The sequence below is a fragment of the Parablautia muri genome (assembly GCF_009917485.1).
GTDB lineage: Bacteria > Bacillota > Clostridia > Lachnospirales > Lachnospiraceae > Suilimivivens > Suilimivivens muri.
This window is the reverse complement of record NZ_QZDT01000026.1, coordinates 1-17,759: the sequence shown is the minus strand read 5'-3', so window position 1 is coordinate 17,759 and position 17,759 is coordinate 1. Positions and strand designations below refer to the sequence as shown.

The window sequence follows — 17,759 nt, the reverse complement described above, 5'->3', positions numbered from 1 at the left end:
CCTCTCATAACCGCAATATATTTTGCCTCCGGCCATTTAGCTTATCCGTCTGCACCATTTGCAGTTCCCTTTCGTGCAGTCCGAATCACCCAATCCACTGCTGCCTCGGCGTGTGTGGGTAAATTTCCGTAAGTCCGGACAGTTCCCCCATCTTCCGGCTTCTCCATGCCAGTATCAAAGGCATCCAGGGCATATCTTGCCAACAAGCCTGAAACCCGTCCTCTCTCCATGGAGTCCTCAGTCCCAAGTACAACCACTACCAAATCATGCTCCATGGTTCCGTCATCCGCAGTCAGCGTTGTGACCAAACAGGCGCCAGCTTTGTTGGTGGTTCCGGTTTTTAACCCAGTGACTTGGGGCAAATTCTGCAGAAGCGGATTGGTATTGCGCACTTCAAGATCCAAAGACTCTAGGGTGGCTTTTTCCAGAGAAGTCATGTCCGTAATCTGAGGATAGACCTTCAAAAGGTGTGATACCAATCGGAACATATCTTCTGCACTCATGCTATTTTGACGCTTTGCAGGAATGACATCCTCTGCATAGGAAGGCAGACCATTACTATTGAAAAAAATTGCCTGGGAAAGACCCAAATCCTGCGCTGTCTGATTCATCATTTGAACAAATGCTTCCTCTGATCCGGCAATCCTTTCGGCCAGGCACAATGCACATTCATTGCTGGAGGGCAAAAGGGCACCCAGCAAAAGCTCCCGCACCGTAATTTGCTCTCCTGCTTCCAAAGATATCACCCCATCGCCTGATCTGGATAATGACTGAACTGCATCAGAGATTATGACCGGCTCGTTTAAGCCAATCTGCCCTGCCGAAATAGCATCCATGGTTAAAAGACAGGTCATAAGCTTGGAGATGCTGGCAATTGGATAGGACAAATCAGATTGATACCGATAATAGATTTCCCCGGTAGTGGCATCCCCTACCAGTACGCTGTTAACCCCGTAAAAATAACCTGCTTCTTCCAAGGCAGCAGGAGAAATTCTAAAAGGCTCCTGCGTATGAATCTCCAGGGAGCCTGTAACGGAACCGGTGATATCCACATCCAAAATCAATGCTAAATCTACCGCTGTCATGAAACAATCATAATCACCGGAGGGCAATTTCATAATCAAAGTATAATAAAATACAGTTTCTTCCTCTACTTTAAATTCATTTCGCCTCAGGGAAATATCCGGGTTTTCATCATCTTCCCATGGAATATTTTCCACCCCAATAGGCATGTAGACATTTCCCGGATGCAACGAGACGGCATTGCTCGTAATTTCCAGTGAAAACGCTTTATCCGTCTCTTTCAGAAGCATTGCTATATCCCGCAGAGAAAGATAAGTATTGTAATCATAACTATAATCCAAAGTTTTAACGGTACATACGGCGCCAGTATCGGTCTGCACCTGACAGGTTCCCGGGATTTCATAGTTTGCAGATGCCCCGATCGGCAGCATGGAGCACACCAAGATTACGGACAATATAAAAGCACTTATTTTCTGTAGGATTTTTTTCATGGAATACAGAGTCTCCCTTCCCGCTTCATTTCTATGTTTATTGATTTGAAGGTTGCATTAAAGCATATATTACTGGATAATAATCTTCCAAAAGCCCATTGGGGTCAGAACCGATTTCTCCGGATAGGATCAAATTGGAATCTTTTTGAATATAATATTCCATCTTTGTGGTGACAATCCCGCCATCTTCAAATGCTCTGGTCAGAATGCCTTCTGACGCTTCATAGCTGCCGCTGCCACCATACCCCTTCTGCAAATCCTCCAGGGCGGGCAGCAGCGCTGGGCCATAAGACATTAAATAGGAAACAGTGGACATCCCAAAGGTTTCAGCTACAAGCGCCTCCATAGATTCCCTGTCCGTACTGCCTGTATAGCCTGCCATGCTAAGCCTTTCGGCCAAAAGCTCCTGAAATGCCGCGGCAAATGCCTCATAAGCAGCCTGATTGCAGGCATCATAACTTTCCGGCAGAATATTACATTGGAACCTCCCCTCCCCGCGGGCGGTTTGTTCCAAAGTTAAATCCAACCGGATGGTTAAATCCTGCATATAGGATTCCACATCCTCCAAAGAGAGGGAAACAGCTTCTATATCTTGCAGCCAGCTGAATGCTGTGACTGCCGCCTGCCCGGTCATGTCAAGCTCTGCACTCCACTCTCCCGTAAGTTCCTTGTTATCTGATGCAAAAAAGTACAAATATGCCAAAAGAGCCGTGGAGGCGCTTAACGTTAAAAGTAATAAGGTAAATATTGCATTTTTTATAGCTTTTCCCATAGCCTTTTCTTCCTTCTATCCTAATTCATGGGAGATGCCAAACAGATATGAAAGCAGCATTGCAAAGGGGCATCCCCATCCTTGAAACATTCATCAAGCATATCCTAAAGATTAACATAACTTTGTTGTTTTGCCAATATTTTATGTGTAATCATCCACGGAAATCATCAATGCAATATTGTTTATTCGACACCGGATATGATAAAATAATATGCATATTAGCCGAAAACCTCCCCCATTCTACCCCGGCAGGCTGTTTTCAACGCAAAGCGCCCCATACCCCGCGTATGTCAAGTTATTGTCACAAACTTTTTTCACTTTTTCTGAGTGAAAATCGCTGAAACCCGCATAACTTCGTTGGGAGTACGGTTGATTATTGCTAAGTTGGGGCAAAATTGATGGTGAATTATTGTCAAGTTGAAATGCTTGAAACAGTCTCCATTATTTTCTCTGCGCTCTCTACCATGTTCCTGTCTGCCGCATAAAGTTCCGTTCCCAAATTCTTTATCTGTCTAACCAGACCTACAGCATCCGGCACTGACCGGGATAGTCTGCTCATATTATAGACAAACACCCCATCATAAGTCCTGGCATTCTGTAAAAATTTTTGCAGGCCGGGCCGGTCTGTCCGCAAACCAGAAACGCCATTGTCGGCATAAATATCAATCTCTGCCCTGTCTCCCCACATATCCCGGATCTGTTCTGTCAACATCTCTGACTGATGCCAGATTGCCACCTGATCCGGATTGCCTACTCTTGCGTATATCGCTGCTCTCATTCTGTCTCCTTTCCATTTTCGCGGAAGTTCCACTGGGTTTCAACCCTTTTGTCCTTTAAAACGTATATTTTCTTTATAAATATATCAACCACTTCCTGTGTCAGCACTTCTAAATGGGAATACCGGATGACCTGCTTCATATCTTCCTCTGTCCTGCGGTATTCTTCCTGAAGCTGTTCCAGTTCTTTCCCATGCTTTTCTTCTTCTGCTGATAATGAAGCAGTCTGCTCTTTTATACTGTCTGCTTTCTGTCTGTAGGATACTGCACACGCCGCACCAAACGCATAGCTTTCATATAAGGCATCTGCCTCTGCCTGGAGCTGTTTTTTCCTGCCCCGGCACTCTGTTATCTTCTTTTCCAGCCTTGCGATGCAGGACTTCTGGAAAGAAATAAGGCTCTGGTTCTCCTTTGCGGCATCCCCGCGCACCATCAGTTCCCTGTTTAACATGGTCAGCACGGTTTCCTCAAGCAGATCAGCGTTAAAATAGGTACAGCGCGACCGTATCTGCAAGACTTCATGTTTCCGGCACTCATACCTGCGGTATTTATTCTTTCCCCGTAGGGGCTTATAAGTCATGGAATAACCGCATCCGCCGCAGAAAAGTTTCCCCACAAGCGGGTTTTTCTCCCCTTTCCTGGCAGTGTCCGCTCCTTTATGGAAAAGGCACACTTTTTCGTAATCTTCAGGTATGACAAGCGGCTCATGGTGGTCTGGTATCACTTTCCATTCTTCCATTGGCACATCGATACCGGCTTTGCTGCCCGCAGATTTGCGCTTTGATTTTCCGTAGGCCATCTCACCCAGGTAGAAACGGTTATTCAGGACAGCCCGGACAGACACGTTATCCCACGCCCGCACCCTGCCGTCTTTCTCTGCCCTTTCCGGGCAACGCATCTGTGTTTTGGTCGATACTGCCTTTTCATTGAGAACCCTTGCGATCTATGTGCTGCCATTCCCCTCAAGTGCAAGGGCAAAGATATACCGCACAATCTCCGCTTCCTTCTCATTCACCATGACCATATTTTTATTTTCCGACTTTTCTCATACCCAAAGGGAACCTGTCCGAAAACATATTCCCCATTTACGCATTTATTTTCAACCGAGGTCTTAACCTTTACGGATATGTCTTTGCTGTATAAGTCATACAAAAGTGTCTGGAAAGCTGTCTCAATAGGGGTAGTGCTTCCTGCATGGTCACGGCTGTCGTAATGGTCATTCACCGCAATAAACCGCACCCCCATGAAGGGGAATATCTGGTTCATGTAGGTTCCAAGCTCGATATAATCCCTTGAAAAACGGGACATATCCTTGACAAGTACGCACCTGATCTTATTCTCCCTGATCTCCTTTAGGAGCCTCTGCATCCCCGGTCTTTCCATGCTTGTACCGGAATAGCCGTCATCACAAAATTCAGAAACTTCTTTCCCTTCCAGTTCCCTGTTATTACGGATATAATCAAGAAGAAGGATTCTCTGGCTGCTGATGCTGTTGCTTTCGTCTTTATCGTCCGCATCTTCCAGGGAAAGCCGCAGATAAATTGCAAGTCTATCCATTTGTAGGCACCCCCTCCAGCAGCTCATTCGTATAAGCAAACTCCACTTCTATCCTTTTGCCCAGATAGACATAAATCCTCCGGATCAGGGATTCGATCATTTCCTTCGTCAGTTCCCTACCGCTTTTTAAACGGAGCAGGGCACGAACCGCCGCAAGGTATTTCTCGGATGCGGTGTCAAGGTTCTTCCTGCCCGCTTCCAGTTCTTCCTTCTGCCGGTTTAAATCTTTCAGCCTGCCTTCCTGCCGCATCTTGTAAGCGACATACTCACTCTGAGGGATAGCGCCCTCACGGTATTCCACATATTTTGTCCGTTCTTCCTCTTTCGCGGCGATAATGTCCCTCTCTGCTTTCCTTATTTTAATGTCAATCTCTCTCCCGGCCTCCCGGAGCTGCTCTTTCACGATCTCCGTATATTTTTTGTTTTCCCCAAATACACGGAAAACTCAATTCTAAGAAGCGGTAACAGGATATCCACCAGTTCCGTTTTTGAAATACGGTTCGATACAGGACAGCGTTCCACTTTTGTCTGCCCGCTGTTTAAGCAGAAATACCCGTCCAGTCTTGCCTTCCTGCCATCCGCATAGGTTTTCACATAACTGCTGCGTGTCATTTTCCTGCCGCACACGCCGCAGTAAAGCACACTATCAAAAATGTTCTCTCCGATCGGGCACCTTTCCGTTGGATGCAAATAGGATTTTGTTCTTTCCCGGAGCTTCTTCCGTACTTTTGCAGCTTCCCCGAACATCGCTGTGTCAATGACAGGTTCATAGGTATTTTCTTTGACCACCCATTCATCTTCCGCTTTATGGATACAGTTCTTTTCATCCCTGGCGGTAATAGATGATTTCCCCTGCACCAGCTTCCCGGTGTATGTCTCACTTTTCAGGATGCGCTCTACCGCTCCTTTATCCCAGCCCTTGTATTCTCCCTGCCTCTGACTGAAAAAGACCTCCCCTATCTTTTTATAAACAGAGAGAGGGTTGACCTTTTTCCTGTTCAGGTCATCCGCTACCGCCGTATTTTCATCCGGTGTCAGCTTCCGTATTTTCTTATCCCATCCGGATTTATAACCGTAAGGCGGCGGCCCACCCACATAGGAGCCTTCCTGCCGCCTCTGCTTCAAATGCTGCTTCGCCTTTACGGAAAAATCTTTTGTATACATATCATTGACAAGGTTTTTTATCTCCACCGCCATAGCGGTTGACATCTGCTTTGTATCGCTTCCCCGGCTTCCCGTATCAAGACCGTCAGCAACCGCAATAACGCGGACGCCAAGAAAGGGAAAGATTTTCTCAATATAATTCCCCGCTTCCAGATAGTTCCTGCCAAAGCGCGAAAGGTCTTTAACAACCACACAGTCAATGTCACCAAGCCTTATGTCCTGCATAAGCCTCTGGAACTCGTCACGGTTGAAATTGCTCCCCGTTTTCCCAAGGTCTATCTAATAGCCCATTTTGATACAATTTTATTTTCCCTACACTTTTTTATTTTGCCTCCCAAAGGGGTTCAAATGGAAAAACTGCCTTTAAAATAAGAAAACACTCCACATTCCCGTGAAGTGCAATCTGTATCCCTTATTCGTTTTTTGTCGGAACTTCCATCCCGTTTTTAAAGGTAATCCGCACATCCTCCTTGCCGTAGACCGTCACAAAACCCACCATGGCGTACCATGCGCCCTCGTCAAAGTAATCCACCTGCTGCGGCAGTCCCCGCAGCACCTCCATGAAGTTCTCCATCATTTTCCGCTGCGCCTGTTTCTCAGTGATGGCTGTCTGCTGGTAAGAACCGCTTTAAGCACGAAATGCCAATTCTTTTCGCAGTTTTAGGATATCTCTTTTAATTTTTCTGCACACCCCGTAGTTCTCTTTTTCACTGGAGGACAGCTTCTGAAACCTTTCCTCCAATAATTTGATTTTTGCTGTTGTGTCCATATGTGCCACCATCCTTTCTTTAATAAACATATATTTTTACAATCCAGTACCAGGCATCGAATGCTATCTGGCAGAATTTATTCCTGCTCCAGTTTCCCGGTATAAAGCTGATAATACATTCCTTTCTTTGCCAGCAGGCTCTCATGGTTTCCCCGTTCCACAATCCGTCCATGATCCAATACCATGATCACATCTGAATTTTTGATCGTGGAAAGCCTGTGGGCGATCACAAATACTGTCCTGCCTTTCATAAGCCGGTCCATACCGTCCTGCACGATCTTCTCTGTCCTGGTATCAATGCTTGAAGTCGCTTCATCTAAAACCAACACCGGAGGGTCCGCCACAGCTACCCTTGCGATTGCCAGGAGTTGTCTCTGCCCCTGGGAAAGACTGCTGCCGCTGCCTTTCAGAACAGTCTGATACCCATCTGAAAGTTTCATAATAAATTCATGGGCATTTGCCAGCTTTGCAGCTTGTATCACATCTTCCTCTGTAGCATCCAGCTTTCCATATCGGATATTTTCCATCACCGTTCCTGTGAATAAATGCGTATCTTGTAAAACAATCCCAAGAGAATGCCGTAAGTCTTCCTTCCTGATTTTATTAATGTTAATCCCATCGTATCGGATTTTTCCATCCTGAATGTCATAAAACCGGTTCAGCAGATTGGTAATGGTCGTCTTTCCTGCACCTGTTGCCCCAACAAAAGCCACTTTCTGCCCTGGTCTTGCAAAAATCTCAATATCGTGCAGAACTGTTTTTCCATTGGTGTATCCAAAATCCACATGTTCAAATACCACATCCCCCTGCATCGGCTGATAGGTAGTCGTATTATCTGCCTTATGATAATGCTTCCACGCCCCCACACCGGTCCTATCCGGGACCTCGGCCAGATTTCCCTTTTCATCATAGCGTGCATTCACCAACTTCACATATCCGCTGTCCTTTTCCGGATCTTCATCCAATAGTCCAAAAATCCTCTCTGCCCCCGCAATCGCCATAATGATAGAATTCAGCTGCTGTGAAAGCTGTGAAATCGGTTGGTTGAAAGAGCGTGAAAACTGCAGAAATGATGCCAACGTCCCCAGTGTCATATGCCCGCCGAAGATAGACAGACACGCCCCCACCATTGCAATTACCGCATAAATCACATATCCCAGATTGCCCAGCACTGGCATAAGGATACTGGCATAACGGTTGGCATTGTTCGCACTATCACGCAGCTTTCCATTCAAACACCTAAAATCCTGTATACAGGCATCTTCATGGCAGAACACCTTCACCACTTTCTGGCCTTCCATCATTTCCTCTATGTAGCCGTTCAGATTGCCCACATCTGTCTGTTGTTTCACAAAATAATATCCGCTTTTTGAGGATATGGTCTTCGTTGCAAATACCATACAGATGACCATCACCACCGTAATCAGTGTGAGCGGCCGGCTTAAGACCAGCATGGAAAAGAACACACCCACAATCGTAATCACTGCGGACAGCATCTGCGGTATGCTCTGGCTGATCACCTGCCGCAGCGTGTCTGTGTCATTGGTGTAGATACTCATGATATCCCCGTGGGATTTTGTATCAAAATAACGTATCGGCAGCCGTTCCATATGGCGGAACAAATCATCCCTCACTGTCTTCAACATTCCCTGGGACACATAAATCATGGTGAAGTTATAGGCCCATGTGCAGAACACGCCAATATAATAAACTGCCGCCATCACAAACAGCGCCCGTAAAAGGGGTGTCAGGTCGGGCTGCACCTGGTTCACAAAAGGCAAAATATAATCATCGATCAGGTTCCTCATAAACAGTGTACCACCAATATTTGCAACGGTGCTGACTAAGATACATAATGCTACAAGCAGACACTACCATTTATATTTTCTCAGGATGTACGCAATCAGACGCTTTAAAGCTGCGCCCATATTTTTCTTATTCTCTGCCTTCATCATTACTGCCCTCCTTTGTCTGTGACTCATAGACTTCTCTGTAAATCGGGCTGCCATCCAGCAGTTCTTCATGGGTGCCTACAGATTCCATTCTGCCGTTATCAAACACAATAATCCTGTCCGCATCCTGAATTGACGAAATTCTCTGGGCTATGATAATCTTTGTTGTATCTGGTATCTCCTCCCTGAATGCCTTACGGATCAACGCATCTGTCTTTGTGTCAACGGCACTCGTGGAGTCATCAAGAATCAGAATTTTCGGCTTTTTCAAAAGCGCCCTTGCAATGCAGAGCCTCTGTTTCTGCCCGCCGGATACATTTGCCCCGCCCCGTTCAATATGCGTGTCATACCCTGCGGGGAAATCCCGGATAAATTCGTCCGCTTGGGCAAGCCGGCAGGCATTTATGATATCTTCATCTGTTGCATTCTCTTTTCCCCACCGCAGGTTCTCTTTGATCGTCCCGGAAAACAGCACATTCTTCTGTAGGACCATCGCCACATTGTCCCGAAGACTGGCCATATCATAATCCTTCACCGGAACGCCGCCAACCCGTACCTCTCCTCTTGTGACATCATAAAGCCTTGGTATCAGTGCAGCAAAAGAAGACTTTGCACTTCCGGTTCCGCCAAGGACACCAATGGTTTCTCCCGGTCTGATATGGATATTCAAGTCGCTGATGATTTCTTTTCCGGGATTGGATGGGTATGCAAAACCCACCTGTTCAAAATCAACAGAGCCATCCGCAACCTCTTTTATTGCATGGGGAACATTAAATAAATCCGGCTCCTCGGTCAGTACCTCCGAAATCCGCTCTCCCGATGCCCTTGACATAATAAGCATCACAAAAGTCATGGATACCATCATCAGGCTGATCAGGATATTGATAATGTATGTAAACATACTCATAAGCTGCCCTTCCGTCAGACTCCCTGCAATGATCATTTTTGCACCCATCCATGAAATCAACAGGATGCAGGAATACATGGAAAACTGCATAACAGGTGAATTCAAAGCAAGCAGCTTTTCTGCGCTTACGAACAGGCTGCGGATTTTTTCGCTTTCTGTTTCAAAACGCCGTGTTTCATAATCCTCCCTTACAAAAGATTTCACTACCCGCATCCCGTTTACGTTTTCCTGCACTTTCGCATTTAATTCATCATATTCATGGAAAACTTTTCTTAAAGTCGGGTTTGCCTTGGATGAAATCAGGGCTAGCACGACTGCCAGGCAGATGATCACTATCAAAAAGATCAGTGCAAAGCGTGGATGGATCAGGAAGGTCATCACCATGGCACTGACCAGCATGATCGGAGCCCTGACACAGATACGGATTGACATCTGGAATGCCTGCTGTACATTCATCACGTCTGTGGTCATCCTGGTTACAAGCCCTGCCGTAGAAAACTTGTCTATATTGGAGAAGGAAAATGTCTGTATCCTTTCATACATGGCCTGTCTCAGATTCATGGCAAAACCAGAACTGGCACTGGATGCCGTCCTCCCAGATTCCACACCAAAAAATAATGCCATCCCCGCCATCACAATCATCGCTGCCCCGATCAGACATACCGTCTTGAGGCTTTGTCCAGTCAGTCCATAATCTATGATCGCTGCCATCATCACAGGGATAATGACCTCCATGATAACCTCCAGAATGACAAAGATCGGAGTGAGGACCGCATCCCTTTTATAATCTCCAATCTGCTTCAAAAGTGTTTTAAACATAAATGCCTCCTGTTTCTTTCATAAATATCTGAAACTCTCCCGCTGTTTTATGAAGCCGGACGCATAGCTTTACAGGCATCTTCAATGATGTCAACGCATTTCTCAATGCCAAACATACTGCTGTCCAAACATAAATAGTAATGGAACGAATCCCCCCATTTCTGGTCTGTATAATACCGATAATGGTCTGCACGCAGTTTATCCCTCCTGTGGATCATATCCTCCGCATTCCCTTCTGGAAACTGCCGTCTTTCCATGCAGTGCTTCTTTTTAAACTCCATATCTGCACGGATGAAAACCACTCTCTTTTGCCGTCATTTCGATGATCTCTTTATCGTAGAACGGAACATCCAGCCTCTTTGCCAATTCGTTTCCAATACTATGACCGCCGCTTCCACACTGCCTGCTGATCGTGATAATTCTTCCCTGCATAGATACCTCCTAAATTTTTTTCCAATATAATTTCAGCATAATTAAAGTTGTTATGAACGCCAGCACATCTGCCAGCGGACCTGCCCACAATGCTCCTTCCACTCCTAATACCATTGGCAGCAGCATGGTTGCGGGAAGCAGGTAAACAATCTGTCTGGACAGTGACAATACGGTCGCCTGTGCAGGCTTTCCGATTGCCTGGAAGAAAACCCCCGTTGCCATCTGCAGCCCGTTAATCGGACACGCCAGAAGGAAAATTTTAAAACATTTCACCGCAAACTCATTGTACAGCTCTGATTCCGAACCAAACAAGCGGACAATGCTCATAGGCGCAAACTGGAATACCAGAAATGCCAGAATCAAAACGATTGTAGATACTGCCAGGATAATACGGTATGCCTGCTTCACCCTGTCCTTCTGCCCGCTTCCAAAATTGTAGCCGAAAATTGGCTGCGCCCCTGTCGCCAGTCCAAGCAGTATGGCAGAAACAATCTGGTTTACTTTCATAGTAATGCCAATAGTCGTCAGCGGGATCTCTGCGCCATATTTTGATTCTGCACCATAGGACACCAGTATATTATTTGTAACTGCCATAACCAGGACAATAGCAATCTGTGTGATAAAACTTGATACGCCAAGGCTGCTGACTTTCGCCATGACTTTCCCTGAGATGCGGAAACATTCCTTATCCAGTTTGATGCTCTTAAATTTCCAAATGTAAACAAGATACAGGAAAGCATTCAATATCTGCCCGGCAATCGTTGCCCATGCCGCTCCTTTTACCCCCCAATGGAACACAAAAATAAAAATCGGATCAAGGATGATGTTGGTGATACATCCTAAAAGCAGTCCTGCCATGCTGAATTTTGGACTGCCATCCGCACGAATCATACCCGCCATGCCGGAATCAATGGAAGAAAACAGAATTCCATACGAAATGATCCGTCCATAATCCATGGCATAAGGCAGGATATCTTCTGCCGCACCAAATAATATACACAAAGGCTTCAAAAACAAATGAAACAGGATGCAGAGAATAATCCCCACAATCACCATGACCGATATGGAACAGCCCACGCCTCTGGCTGCTGATTTTTCATCACCCTCGCCGAGCTTCAGACTTAAGTATGCCGCAGCTCCATCGCCAATCAACAGGCTTAAAGCTATGGCAATCACTGTCATCGGCATAACAACATTGGTAGCTCCATTGCCAAGATATCCTACCCCTTGCCCGATAAAAATCTGGTCAACAATGTTATATAAGGCGTTGACCACCATAGAAATGATACTTGGAACAGCAAACGTAAGTACCAGTTTCCCAATTCGTTCTGTACCAAGTGGATTTGTTTTTGTTACTGTCGTATCCATATTTACCTCCTAACTCAAAATACATGATGAAAGCACACAAAACCTATCCGCACCTGTTTCCCCTTTCCGTCAATTCCATATTTTCCTGCATTTTTTTCAGCACATCGGAAAAAATCCTTAGTTCTTCTTCCTTAATTCCTGCCGTCAGTCTTTTTTCCAGCAGCGCAATATGCCTTTCAACCTGCTCCTTCATTTCCACCGTATGGCTGGTTGGCAGTATCTTTTTCAAGCGGTCATCATAGGAAACCTTCTTCCTGCGGATAAAGTCCTGTGCCTCCATTTTCTTCAAAAGCGTAGAAACAGATGCACTTCTTATGTTCAGTTCCTCTTCTATATCCTTCTGATAAATCTCCCTGTCCGGATACGACACCAGCACAAAGTTCAAGATTCGTATCTGTGTTCCGCAATGCCCCGTTGTCGTGTCAAAAACTCTTTTTATCAGATTGGCCAGCCCCAGAACAGAACCAGCACACTGTTTTCCATCCATAGTTCACTATTTACAATCAGTGTTGTAATTGCCTCCCCTTCCACATCATCTGCTATGATTAAAAGATTGCTCCCTGACTGTGCTGTCTGTTCCAAAACAGGAAGTAAATCATGAATATTGGAAATCTTCTTATCTGTGATCAGGATATATGGATTTTCCATATTCACAGTCATTTTTCCTTGTCATCACACATATACGAAGATGCATATCCTTTGTAAAACTGCATTCCCTCTACCACGTCAATTTCCGTTTTCATGGTCTTGAATTCTTCAATGGTGATAAGTTTTGGTGGCAGCCTCCTTCACAAGCTGCGCTCCCATGTTTTCGTAACGGTCATCCAGTTCGATTTCCTTTGCAATCGTCACGCCGTCATTGGTGATTAACGGTGCGTCATAGGATTTATCCAGCACTACATTTCTTCCTTTCGGCCTAAGTGTAATCTTTACCGTATCTGCCAGCTTATCTACGCCTGCTTCCATTTTCTTCCTTGCCGCAATATCAAAACTAGTTTCCTTTGCCATGATTCAATTCCTTCTTTCCTTTAAACTTCAGCCTGCCTTTTCCCGGCTATTGTACAATTGCGATAATGTCCTTTTGAGAAACGATGGTATATTCTTTTTCCTCAACCTTTACCTCTGTTCCGGCATATTTAGGAAAAATTATCCTGTCGCCCTCCTTGACCTGCATCTGCACATTCTTTCTTTCACAGCCTGTACCGTCCCCGACTGCCACAACAACCGCTTCCTGCGGTTTCTCTTTTGCACTGTCCGGCAGGATAAGACCTGACCGTGTTTTTTCTTCTGTTTCCTGATATCGTAAAATAACCTTGTCGCCCAATGGTTTTAATTTCATGCCTGTTACCTGCCTTTCTATTTATTGTTAGCACTCATACTTTTCGAGTGCTAATCTTTACAATACATATTAAACCACACTCGCTCTTGATAGTGAAGTGAAAATATGATATTATCAATGATAAAAACGCAATAATAGGGGTGAACCCCATGAATACAGACCAGTTAAAGAGCTTTATCCAGGTTGCCGAAAACCTGAACTTTGCAAGAGCCGCTGAAATTTTAAAGATTACCCAGTCTGCCGTTTCCCGGCAGATTCATTCGCTGGAAGATGAACTGGGGACAAAACTTCTTCACCGCACCACCAGGACAGTTACCCTTACCCCTGCTGGAATCAGCTTTCTGGAAGATGCAAAAAATGTTATGGGCAGATTAAAAATTGCCGAACAGAAGCTGCAGCGCCATCAAAGCACGAACTTACAGGTCTTAACGATAGGCTGCCAGAGTGAGGCTAATCTGGACCTGCTCTGTAAGATACTGAAATCCTGTAGGGAACAGATACCTGAACTATATCCCTTTTTGAAAGTGATTCCCCACAGGTCCATTTTAAATCTCTTCTACCAGGAAGAACTGGATCTGCTGTTTGGATTCCAAGATGATATCCCTGTAAAGAACGATACGGTCTACAAAGAATTATTCCGGATACCACTGTGCTGTATTGTTCCCGCCGCACATCCTTATGCGGCCAAATCTGAGCTTGCAAGAGAGGAATTGTATCTGGAGAATATTGTTGTCTGCAATTCCTATGCAATTCCTGCCAAAGTCGCAGAAATGCAGAACCAGATTTCACAGCATATCCTGCCTGAATCCACTTATGTATGTGAAAACCTGCAGGTGCTTCTTACTCTTGTCAGGGCAGGGTATGGCTGTTCTGTACTTCCACGGATGAATTTTGTAAATTCGGATATCTGTTCAGTCCCTCTAAAAAACAGCAAACCATTATCCTATGGTCTTTTTTATAAAAAAAGTTCACAAAATCCTTTGCTGAAAAATTTTATTGCTATCGTTACGAATACATCTTACCATTAACTTTCACAGCAAAAAGCGATATAGATACTGGAAAGCATCCATATCGCTTTTTATTTGATATACAAAATGTCTGTTTATCTGCCGTACAGCCCCATCACCCTTCGATTGCGATATAATTGGATTTTTCAGGGACTGCTTCCTTCATGTTCTTCGGAACCTGCAATTTCAAAGTGCCATTCTCAAAACGTGCCTTAATATCTTCCTGTTTCACATCTTCCCCTACATAGAAACTCCTGCTGCAGGTACCGGCATAGCGTTCCCGCCTGATGTATACCCCATCGCTGTCCTTCTTCCTTCTCTTCATTCTGGGAAGCGGATGAGGCGCTGATTGTCAGATATCCGTCTTTCAGTTCTGCCTTTACATTCTCTTTCTTAATGCCAGGAAGATTCATGGTCATTTCATAAGCATTCCCCAAATCTTTAATATCAGTCCTCATCATCTCGGACACGTGGGATTGGTAATGGGTTCTCTGGTGCGGATGGTCAAAAAACTCATCCAGCAAACTTTCTCCGAAAATACTTGGCAATAACATAGTACATCGCTCCTTTCATAACTGAAAGCCTTCTGCTTTCTTTAGGGCTATTAAAACACACTTTTTCAGAAAAGCGAAGTGAATGTTTCGCATTATTGATGTATAAAACGCAATAATCTTTTTTTTGCAAATTTTCATATTAAACTTTTTTATTTTGCCTTGCAGAGGGGTCCAAATCGGTTAAGGGGGTTCAATTTACATTTCAATGCTTATCTATTGTTTCAGAACACAAAAAAAGAAGGCTTCCAACAAATCATTGAATCTGCCGAAAGCCTTGATTTAAGCCTTTTCCCACACATATTGTGAGATTGGATTATATCAAAATGCGGTTTTACATATCAACATAGATGTCGTAAAGCTCTATGTCCGGCTACTCCCTCAAGAATGATTTGATAAGTTCCCTCTGGTTTCCGATACTGTTGCTCTCGGACTTATTGAAACTGCCCCTGTCCTCGTCATCCTTTGAAAGACGGAGGTACATGGCCGCATAGAATTGTTTTTCTTTCAACTGTATCACCCCTGACTTTTTATTAGCTAACAAGGATAGCCGTTATCCTGTTTAAACCTTAAAGCCAGGGCTTCCACTGAATCAAGTCCTGCCTTTAAATTCACATAACTTTTTTGTTCTTTCAAGAACAAACTCCTTTTATTCCGGCTAAATATGTATCTCTGCAAGCCTTCTTAAATATTCCTCCATCTTATCGTCAATGGTCGGCCCTTCCTTCATAAAACGGACTTTCACAATATAGTCCCCGATCCGGTGGACGTATACGTTATTGGTTTGCGCTGCAAAAGAAGCCAGTTTCTGGGGAACGGGCTTTTTCGTGTCTACCACAATATCCCTTAAATCCGTCAGGCTGTTAATATCCACATCCCGTATATCCACAGCCTCCATCTCCTGTAACTTTTCCCTTGTCAGTTCCATATCCTGCCCCTTGACCGCCTTTCTATATTCTATTTTCCGTTAAGGTTGTCTTATCACAAAAAACTTTGCCCCCTTCCCGTATAAACGGGATGGAACACCTTGCGCCGCAAGCCCGCCGTTTTGCCAGGGCACAGCGAAAAAAGGCTTGCATCGTCAGGTCTTACATCCCGTGGGAAATCCGGCAGATGTTTTCTGTACACCTGCCGGAAATATAAATAGATAACCGCCCGCACAGTAAAGGTTATAAAATGCCTCCCATCCGGCATTGGTTCCGAAAAATCACAAAGTTCCTGTCTTGTGCCGTATTGTCAGGCAACCGGACTGCCCTACTGCTTTTCCCCGGCACGGGAATATCCAAGCCGCCTACGGCTCCATAAGCGCCATGATACCAACGGCAGGTGGCGGCAGATGACTAAGCTGCCCAGGCCATGCCCTCAGTATCCCCCTTTCACCTTGCGGTACGGGAATATGCTGGTTCTCCTTAAACTGGCGGCTCATGGCGGTCCCGGCGCTGCCACGCGCCGGTCACAGGCCCTCCGGGTTGCCGCTCGTACCTTTGAAGTCATCTTGTTTGACGGGGCGGGCAGGCAGGAAAGGGAAACCTGCATCCCTCCCTTGTCCCGCCCGCGCCCGCAGGCAGTCATCGCGCCCGTGCCTGGGCCGCTTGCTGTTTTACAGCCCCGCACAGAAGGAAAAACTTGAATACTGGTTATGAACAGGGGAATGCCCTGTTATTTTCCAATGTCCGTAAGAGGGAGCAAAAACCCCCTCATAATGTAAGGGACTAAAACCGCATCCTGATAGAAAGAAATATGGTTATTTTTCCATCATTTTTTTTCAGCTCGTCCAAAATCCTGTTTTTCCGGTAGTGGATGGTGTTCTGTGAGACAGCGTACAGCCCTGCCACTTCCCGTTCCGTCTTTTCCAGATAGAACAGTTCGTTCAGCAGGGCCATTTCTTCTGCGGACAGGCTCTGCAATACGTCCTGCAATTTCTCCAGCATGTCAGCCCTGACCGCCCTGTCTTCCACGGAATCATCCGATACGGCAAACTGCCAGTCCTGCTCCACAAGCTGCTCATAGGACAGTTCCCGGCTGGGGATGTACTGTATTTCCTGTGTTTCCGGGTTGACTTTTGTACGCCCTTTTTTCAGCTTCCCCATAAAATACCGCTCCTTGTCCTCGGCCCGGTAATATTCCCGGTACACTTCCCCGCTCACCTGCACGGGCTGCCGCAAGTTACGACAAAAAAAGGCATAACCACAAAGGTTACACCTTTTTTTCAGTCTGTATTGAGATGGTATAATAAAGTTGTAACACCAAACAGGAAATAAATGATATATTCAATATAAAGAAAAGGAAGGTGTTACACATGCCAAAAACAAAGGTTTATGAGCCAGAATTCAAAAAGAAAATAGTACAGCTGTATTTAGAAGAAGGACGTACGATAAAAAGTCTAAACGAAGAATACCAGTTAGGAGACGGAACTGTCCGTAAATGGGTGCGGGCATTCCGCGAAGAATGCGAAACAAACCCAGACTTAAATGACACAAAGAATCTTTATGAGGAAAACCGTAAACTGCGCAGAGAGCTGGAGGAAAAGAAAAAGGAAATTGCATTCTTAAAAAAAGCCGCCGCATTCTTCGCAAAGGAAATCGATTAGAACAATACCAGTTTATTGACGGACATAAGCAGGAGTACGGCGTCCGCTGGCTTCTGCGCCAGATGGGCATCTGTCCAAATGCCTATTACAATTATAAAAAGGACAGGAAAGCAGGCTACAGGGAGCAGAAAGAGAAATTTAAAAATAAGATCCTACAAATATACCATGAATACTCTGGAAATCCAGGATATCGGATGATGAGGGTTTATTTGCTGCGAGCGAAAATCAGTTTGAGCAATACA

At 45.2% G+C, this 17,759-nt stretch carries 21 protein-coding genes and 2 pseudogenes; 3 read left to right on the top strand and 20 right to left on the bottom strand.

Annotated elements, in window-relative coordinates:
* Positions 1-41: 41 nt before the first annotated feature.
* The 17 genes and pseudogenes from D5281_RS15055 to D5281_RS14995 form a co-directional block, all read right to left on the bottom strand.
* The gene (locus tag D5281_RS15055; RefSeq protein ID WP_160560943.1) at positions 42-1,514 is read right to left on the bottom strand and encodes a D-alanyl-D-alanine carboxypeptidase family protein; all 1,473 of its coding nucleotides are present in this window, start codon (positions 1,512-1,514) and stop codon (positions 42-44) included.
* 37 nt (positions 1,515-1,551) lie between these two features.
* On the bottom strand, positions 1,552-2,286 hold the full coding sequence (locus D5281_RS15050) for a hypothetical protein (RefSeq protein ID WP_160560942.1): 735 nt from the start codon (positions 2,284-2,286) through the stop codon (positions 1,552-1,554).
* Between the two features lie 412 nt (positions 2,287-2,698).
* On the bottom strand, positions 2,699-3,064 hold the full coding sequence (locus D5281_RS15045) for a recombinase family protein (protein WP_160560941.1): 366 nt from the start codon (positions 3,062-3,064) through the stop codon (positions 2,699-2,701).
* On the bottom strand, positions 3,061-3,960 hold the full coding sequence (locus D5281_RS25785; protein ID WP_277935387.1) for a recombinase family protein: 900 nt from the start codon (positions 3,958-3,960) through the stop codon (positions 3,061-3,063). The genes D5281_RS15045 and D5281_RS25785 overlap by 4 nt, the downstream gene beginning before the upstream one ends.
* 113 nt (positions 3,961-4,073) lie before the next feature.
* Positions 4,074-4,619 carry a recombinase family protein gene (locus D5281_RS25780; RefSeq protein ID WP_277935386.1) on the bottom strand — a complete coding sequence of 182 codons (546 nt, stop codon included), beginning with the start codon at positions 4,617-4,619 and terminating at the stop codon, positions 4,074-4,076.
* Complete coding sequence (locus D5281_RS25775; RefSeq protein WP_277935385.1) at positions 4,612-5,022, bottom strand: hypothetical protein; 411 nt, start codon at positions 5,020-5,022, stop codon at positions 4,612-4,614. Before D5281_RS25775 ends, D5281_RS25780 begins: the two co-directional genes overlap by 8 nt.
* A complete protein-coding gene (locus tag D5281_RS15035) occupies positions 5,019-6,008 on the bottom strand; it encodes a recombinase family protein (RefSeq protein WP_277935384.1) in 990 nt (329 codons plus the stop codon). The genes D5281_RS25775 and D5281_RS15035 overlap by 4 nt, the downstream gene beginning before the upstream one ends.
* A 187-nt stretch (positions 6,009-6,195) precedes the next feature.
* On the bottom strand, positions 6,196-6,360 hold the full coding sequence (locus D5281_RS15030; RefSeq protein WP_277935383.1) for a hypothetical protein: 165 nt from the start codon (positions 6,358-6,360) through the stop codon (positions 6,196-6,198).
* A 51-nt stretch (positions 6,361-6,411) separates the two neighbouring features.
* Positions 6,412-6,552 (bottom strand): hypothetical protein, encoded by a 141-nt coding sequence (locus D5281_RS25770; protein WP_277934675.1) that lies wholly within the window; start codon positions 6,550-6,552, stop codon positions 6,412-6,414.
* Positions 6,553-6,629: 77 nt separating this feature from the next.
* Positions 6,630-8,420 (bottom strand): ABC transporter ATP-binding protein, encoded by a 1,791-nt coding sequence (locus D5281_RS15025; protein ID WP_330585058.1) that lies wholly within the window; start codon positions 8,418-8,420, stop codon positions 6,630-6,632.
* Between the two features lie 67 nt (positions 8,421-8,487).
* The gene (locus tag D5281_RS15020) at positions 8,488-10,230 is read right to left on the bottom strand and encodes an ABC transporter ATP-binding protein (RefSeq protein WP_160560940.1); all 1,743 of its coding nucleotides are present in this window, start codon (positions 10,228-10,230) and stop codon (positions 8,488-8,490) included.
* Between the two features lie 47 nt (positions 10,231-10,277).
* Positions 10,278-10,487 (bottom strand): cytidylate kinase-like family protein, encoded by a 210-nt coding sequence (locus D5281_RS25765; RefSeq protein ID WP_277935382.1) that lies wholly within the window; start codon positions 10,485-10,487, stop codon positions 10,278-10,280.
* Between the two features lie 13 nt (positions 10,488-10,500).
* Positions 10,501-10,662, bottom strand: coding sequence for a cytidylate kinase-like family protein (locus tag D5281_RS25760; protein ID WP_277935381.1), 162 nt, complete (start codon positions 10,660-10,662; stop codon positions 10,501-10,503).
* A gap of 9 nt (positions 10,663-10,671) precedes the next feature.
* Positions 10,672-12,030: an MATE family efflux transporter gene (locus D5281_RS15010; protein ID WP_160560939.1), complete on the bottom strand. Its 1,359-nt coding sequence runs from the start codon at positions 12,028-12,030 to the stop codon at positions 10,672-10,674.
* 43 nt (positions 12,031-12,073) lie between these two features.
* Positions 12,074-12,517: a MarR family winged helix-turn-helix transcriptional regulator gene (locus D5281_RS15005; protein WP_160560938.1), complete on the bottom strand. Its 444-nt coding sequence runs from the start codon at positions 12,515-12,517 to the stop codon at positions 12,074-12,076.
* An 8-nt stretch (positions 12,518-12,525) separates the two neighbouring features.
* Positions 12,526-13,038 (bottom strand): annotated as a pseudogene (locus tag D5281_RS26950) (TCP-1/cpn60 chaperonin family protein); the annotation flags it as partial.
* 46 nt (positions 13,039-13,084) lie between these two features.
* A complete protein-coding gene (locus D5281_RS14995; RefSeq protein WP_160560937.1) occupies positions 13,085-13,369 on the bottom strand; it encodes a co-chaperone GroES in 285 nt (94 codons plus the stop codon).
* Positions 13,370-13,518: 149 nt separating this feature from the next.
* Between D5281_RS14995 and D5281_RS14990 the strand changes: the two genes are divergently transcribed.
* Positions 13,519-14,397 (top strand): LysR family transcriptional regulator, encoded by an 879-nt coding sequence (locus D5281_RS14990; RefSeq protein WP_120469780.1) that lies wholly within the window; start codon positions 13,519-13,521, stop codon positions 14,395-14,397.
* A gap of 94 nt (positions 14,398-14,491) precedes the next feature.
* On the opposite strand, the pseudogene D5281_RS14985 reads toward D5281_RS14990, so the two are convergent.
* Together D5281_RS14985 and D5281_RS14980 are read right to left on the bottom strand one after the other, a co-directional pair.
* Positions 14,492-14,930 (bottom strand): annotated as a pseudogene (locus D5281_RS14985) (Hsp20/alpha crystallin family protein).
* A gap of 655 nt (positions 14,931-15,585) precedes the next feature.
* The gene (locus D5281_RS14980; protein WP_160560936.1) at positions 15,586-15,855 is read right to left on the bottom strand and encodes a DUF6870 family protein; all 270 of its coding nucleotides are present in this window, start codon (positions 15,853-15,855) and stop codon (positions 15,586-15,588) included.
* 408 nt (positions 15,856-16,263) lie between these two features.
* On the opposite strand from D5281_RS14980, the gene D5281_RS14975 reads away from it, so the two are divergent.
* Positions 16,264-16,557, top strand: coding sequence for a hypothetical protein (locus tag D5281_RS14975; RefSeq protein ID WP_160560935.1), 294 nt, complete (start codon positions 16,264-16,266; stop codon positions 16,555-16,557).
* An 82-nt stretch (positions 16,558-16,639) separates the two neighbouring features.
* Here the strand turns inward: D5281_RS14975 and D5281_RS14970 are convergent, their stop codons facing one another.
* A complete protein-coding gene (locus tag D5281_RS14970) occupies positions 16,640-17,074 on the bottom strand; it encodes a sigma-70 RNA polymerase sigma factor region 4 domain-containing protein (RefSeq protein WP_330585048.1) in 435 nt (144 codons plus the stop codon).
* A 152-nt stretch (positions 17,075-17,226) separates the two neighbouring features.
* Here D5281_RS14970 and D5281_RS14965 point away from each other — a divergent pair, with 152 nt between their 5' ends.
* The gene (locus D5281_RS14965) at positions 17,227-17,517 is read left to right on the top strand and encodes a transposase (protein WP_160560933.1); all 291 of its coding nucleotides are present in this window, start codon (positions 17,227-17,229) and stop codon (positions 17,515-17,517) included.
* Positions 17,518-17,759 lie beyond the last annotated feature (242 nt).

What these genes read in the sequence shown, in the direction of transcription:
- D5281_RS25785 (WP_277935387.1), bottom strand. Translation starts at nt 3,960, where the DNA reads ATGCGTTGCCCGGAAAGGGCAGAGAAAGACGGCAGGGTGCGGGCGTGG.
- D5281_RS15020 (WP_160560940.1), bottom strand. Translation starts at nt 10,230, where the DNA reads ATGTTTAAAACACTTTTGAAGCAGATTGGAGATTATAAAAGGGATGCG.
- D5281_RS15050 (WP_160560942.1), bottom strand. Translation starts at nt 2,286, where the DNA reads ATGGGAAAAGCTATAAAAAATGCAATATTTACCTTATTACTTTTAACG.
- D5281_RS14975 (WP_160560935.1), top strand. Translation starts at nt 16,264, where the DNA reads ATGACTAAGCTGCCCAGGCCATGCCCTCAGTATCCCCCTTTCACCTTG.
- D5281_RS14980 (WP_160560936.1), bottom strand. Translation starts at nt 15,855, where the DNA reads ATGGAACTGACAAGGGAAAAGTTACAGGAGATGGAGGCTGTGGATATA.
- D5281_RS15035 (WP_277935384.1), bottom strand. Translation starts at nt 6,008, where the DNA reads ATGCAGGACATAAGGCTTGGTGACATTGACTGTGTGGTTGTTAAAGAC.
- D5281_RS25765 (WP_277935382.1), bottom strand. Translation starts at nt 10,487, where the DNA reads ATGGAAAGACGGCAGTTTCCAGAAGGGAATGCGGAGGATATGATCCAC.
- D5281_RS15045 (WP_160560941.1), bottom strand. Translation starts at nt 3,064, where the DNA reads ATGAGAGCAGCGATATACGCAAGAGTAGGCAATCCGGATCAGGTGGCA.
- D5281_RS15005 (WP_160560938.1), bottom strand. Translation starts at nt 12,517, where the DNA reads ATGGATGGAAAACAGTGTGCTGGTTCTGTTCTGGGGCTGGCCAATCTG.
- D5281_RS15055 (WP_160560943.1), bottom strand. Translation starts at nt 1,514, where the DNA reads ATGAAAAAAATCCTACAGAAAATAAGTGCTTTTATATTGTCCGTAATC.
- D5281_RS14965 (WP_160560933.1), top strand. Translation starts at nt 17,227, where the DNA reads ATGCCAAAAACAAAGGTTTATGAGCCAGAATTCAAAAAGAAAATAGTA.
- D5281_RS14995 (WP_160560937.1), bottom strand. Translation starts at nt 13,369, where the DNA reads ATGAAATTAAAACCATTGGGCGACAAGGTTATTTTACGATATCAGGAA.
- D5281_RS25760 (WP_277935381.1), bottom strand. Translation starts at nt 10,662, where the DNA reads ATGCAGGGAAGAATTATCACGATCAGCAGGCAGTGTGGAAGCGGCGGT.
- D5281_RS25770 (WP_277934675.1), bottom strand. Translation starts at nt 6,552, where the DNA reads ATGGACACAACAGCAAAAATCAAATTATTGGAGGAAAGGTTTCAGAAG.
- D5281_RS15030 (WP_277935383.1), bottom strand. Translation starts at nt 6,360, where the DNA reads ATGATGGAGAACTTCATGGAGGTGCTGCGGGGACTGCCGCAGCAGGTG.
- D5281_RS14990 (WP_120469780.1), top strand. Translation starts at nt 13,519, where the DNA reads ATGAATACAGACCAGTTAAAGAGCTTTATCCAGGTTGCCGAAAACCTG.
- D5281_RS15010 (WP_160560939.1), bottom strand. Translation starts at nt 12,030, where the DNA reads ATGGATACGACAGTAACAAAAACAAATCCACTTGGTACAGAACGAATT.
- D5281_RS25780 (WP_277935386.1), bottom strand. Translation starts at nt 4,619, where the DNA reads ATGGATAGACTTGCAATTTATCTGCGGCTTTCCCTGGAAGATGCGGAC.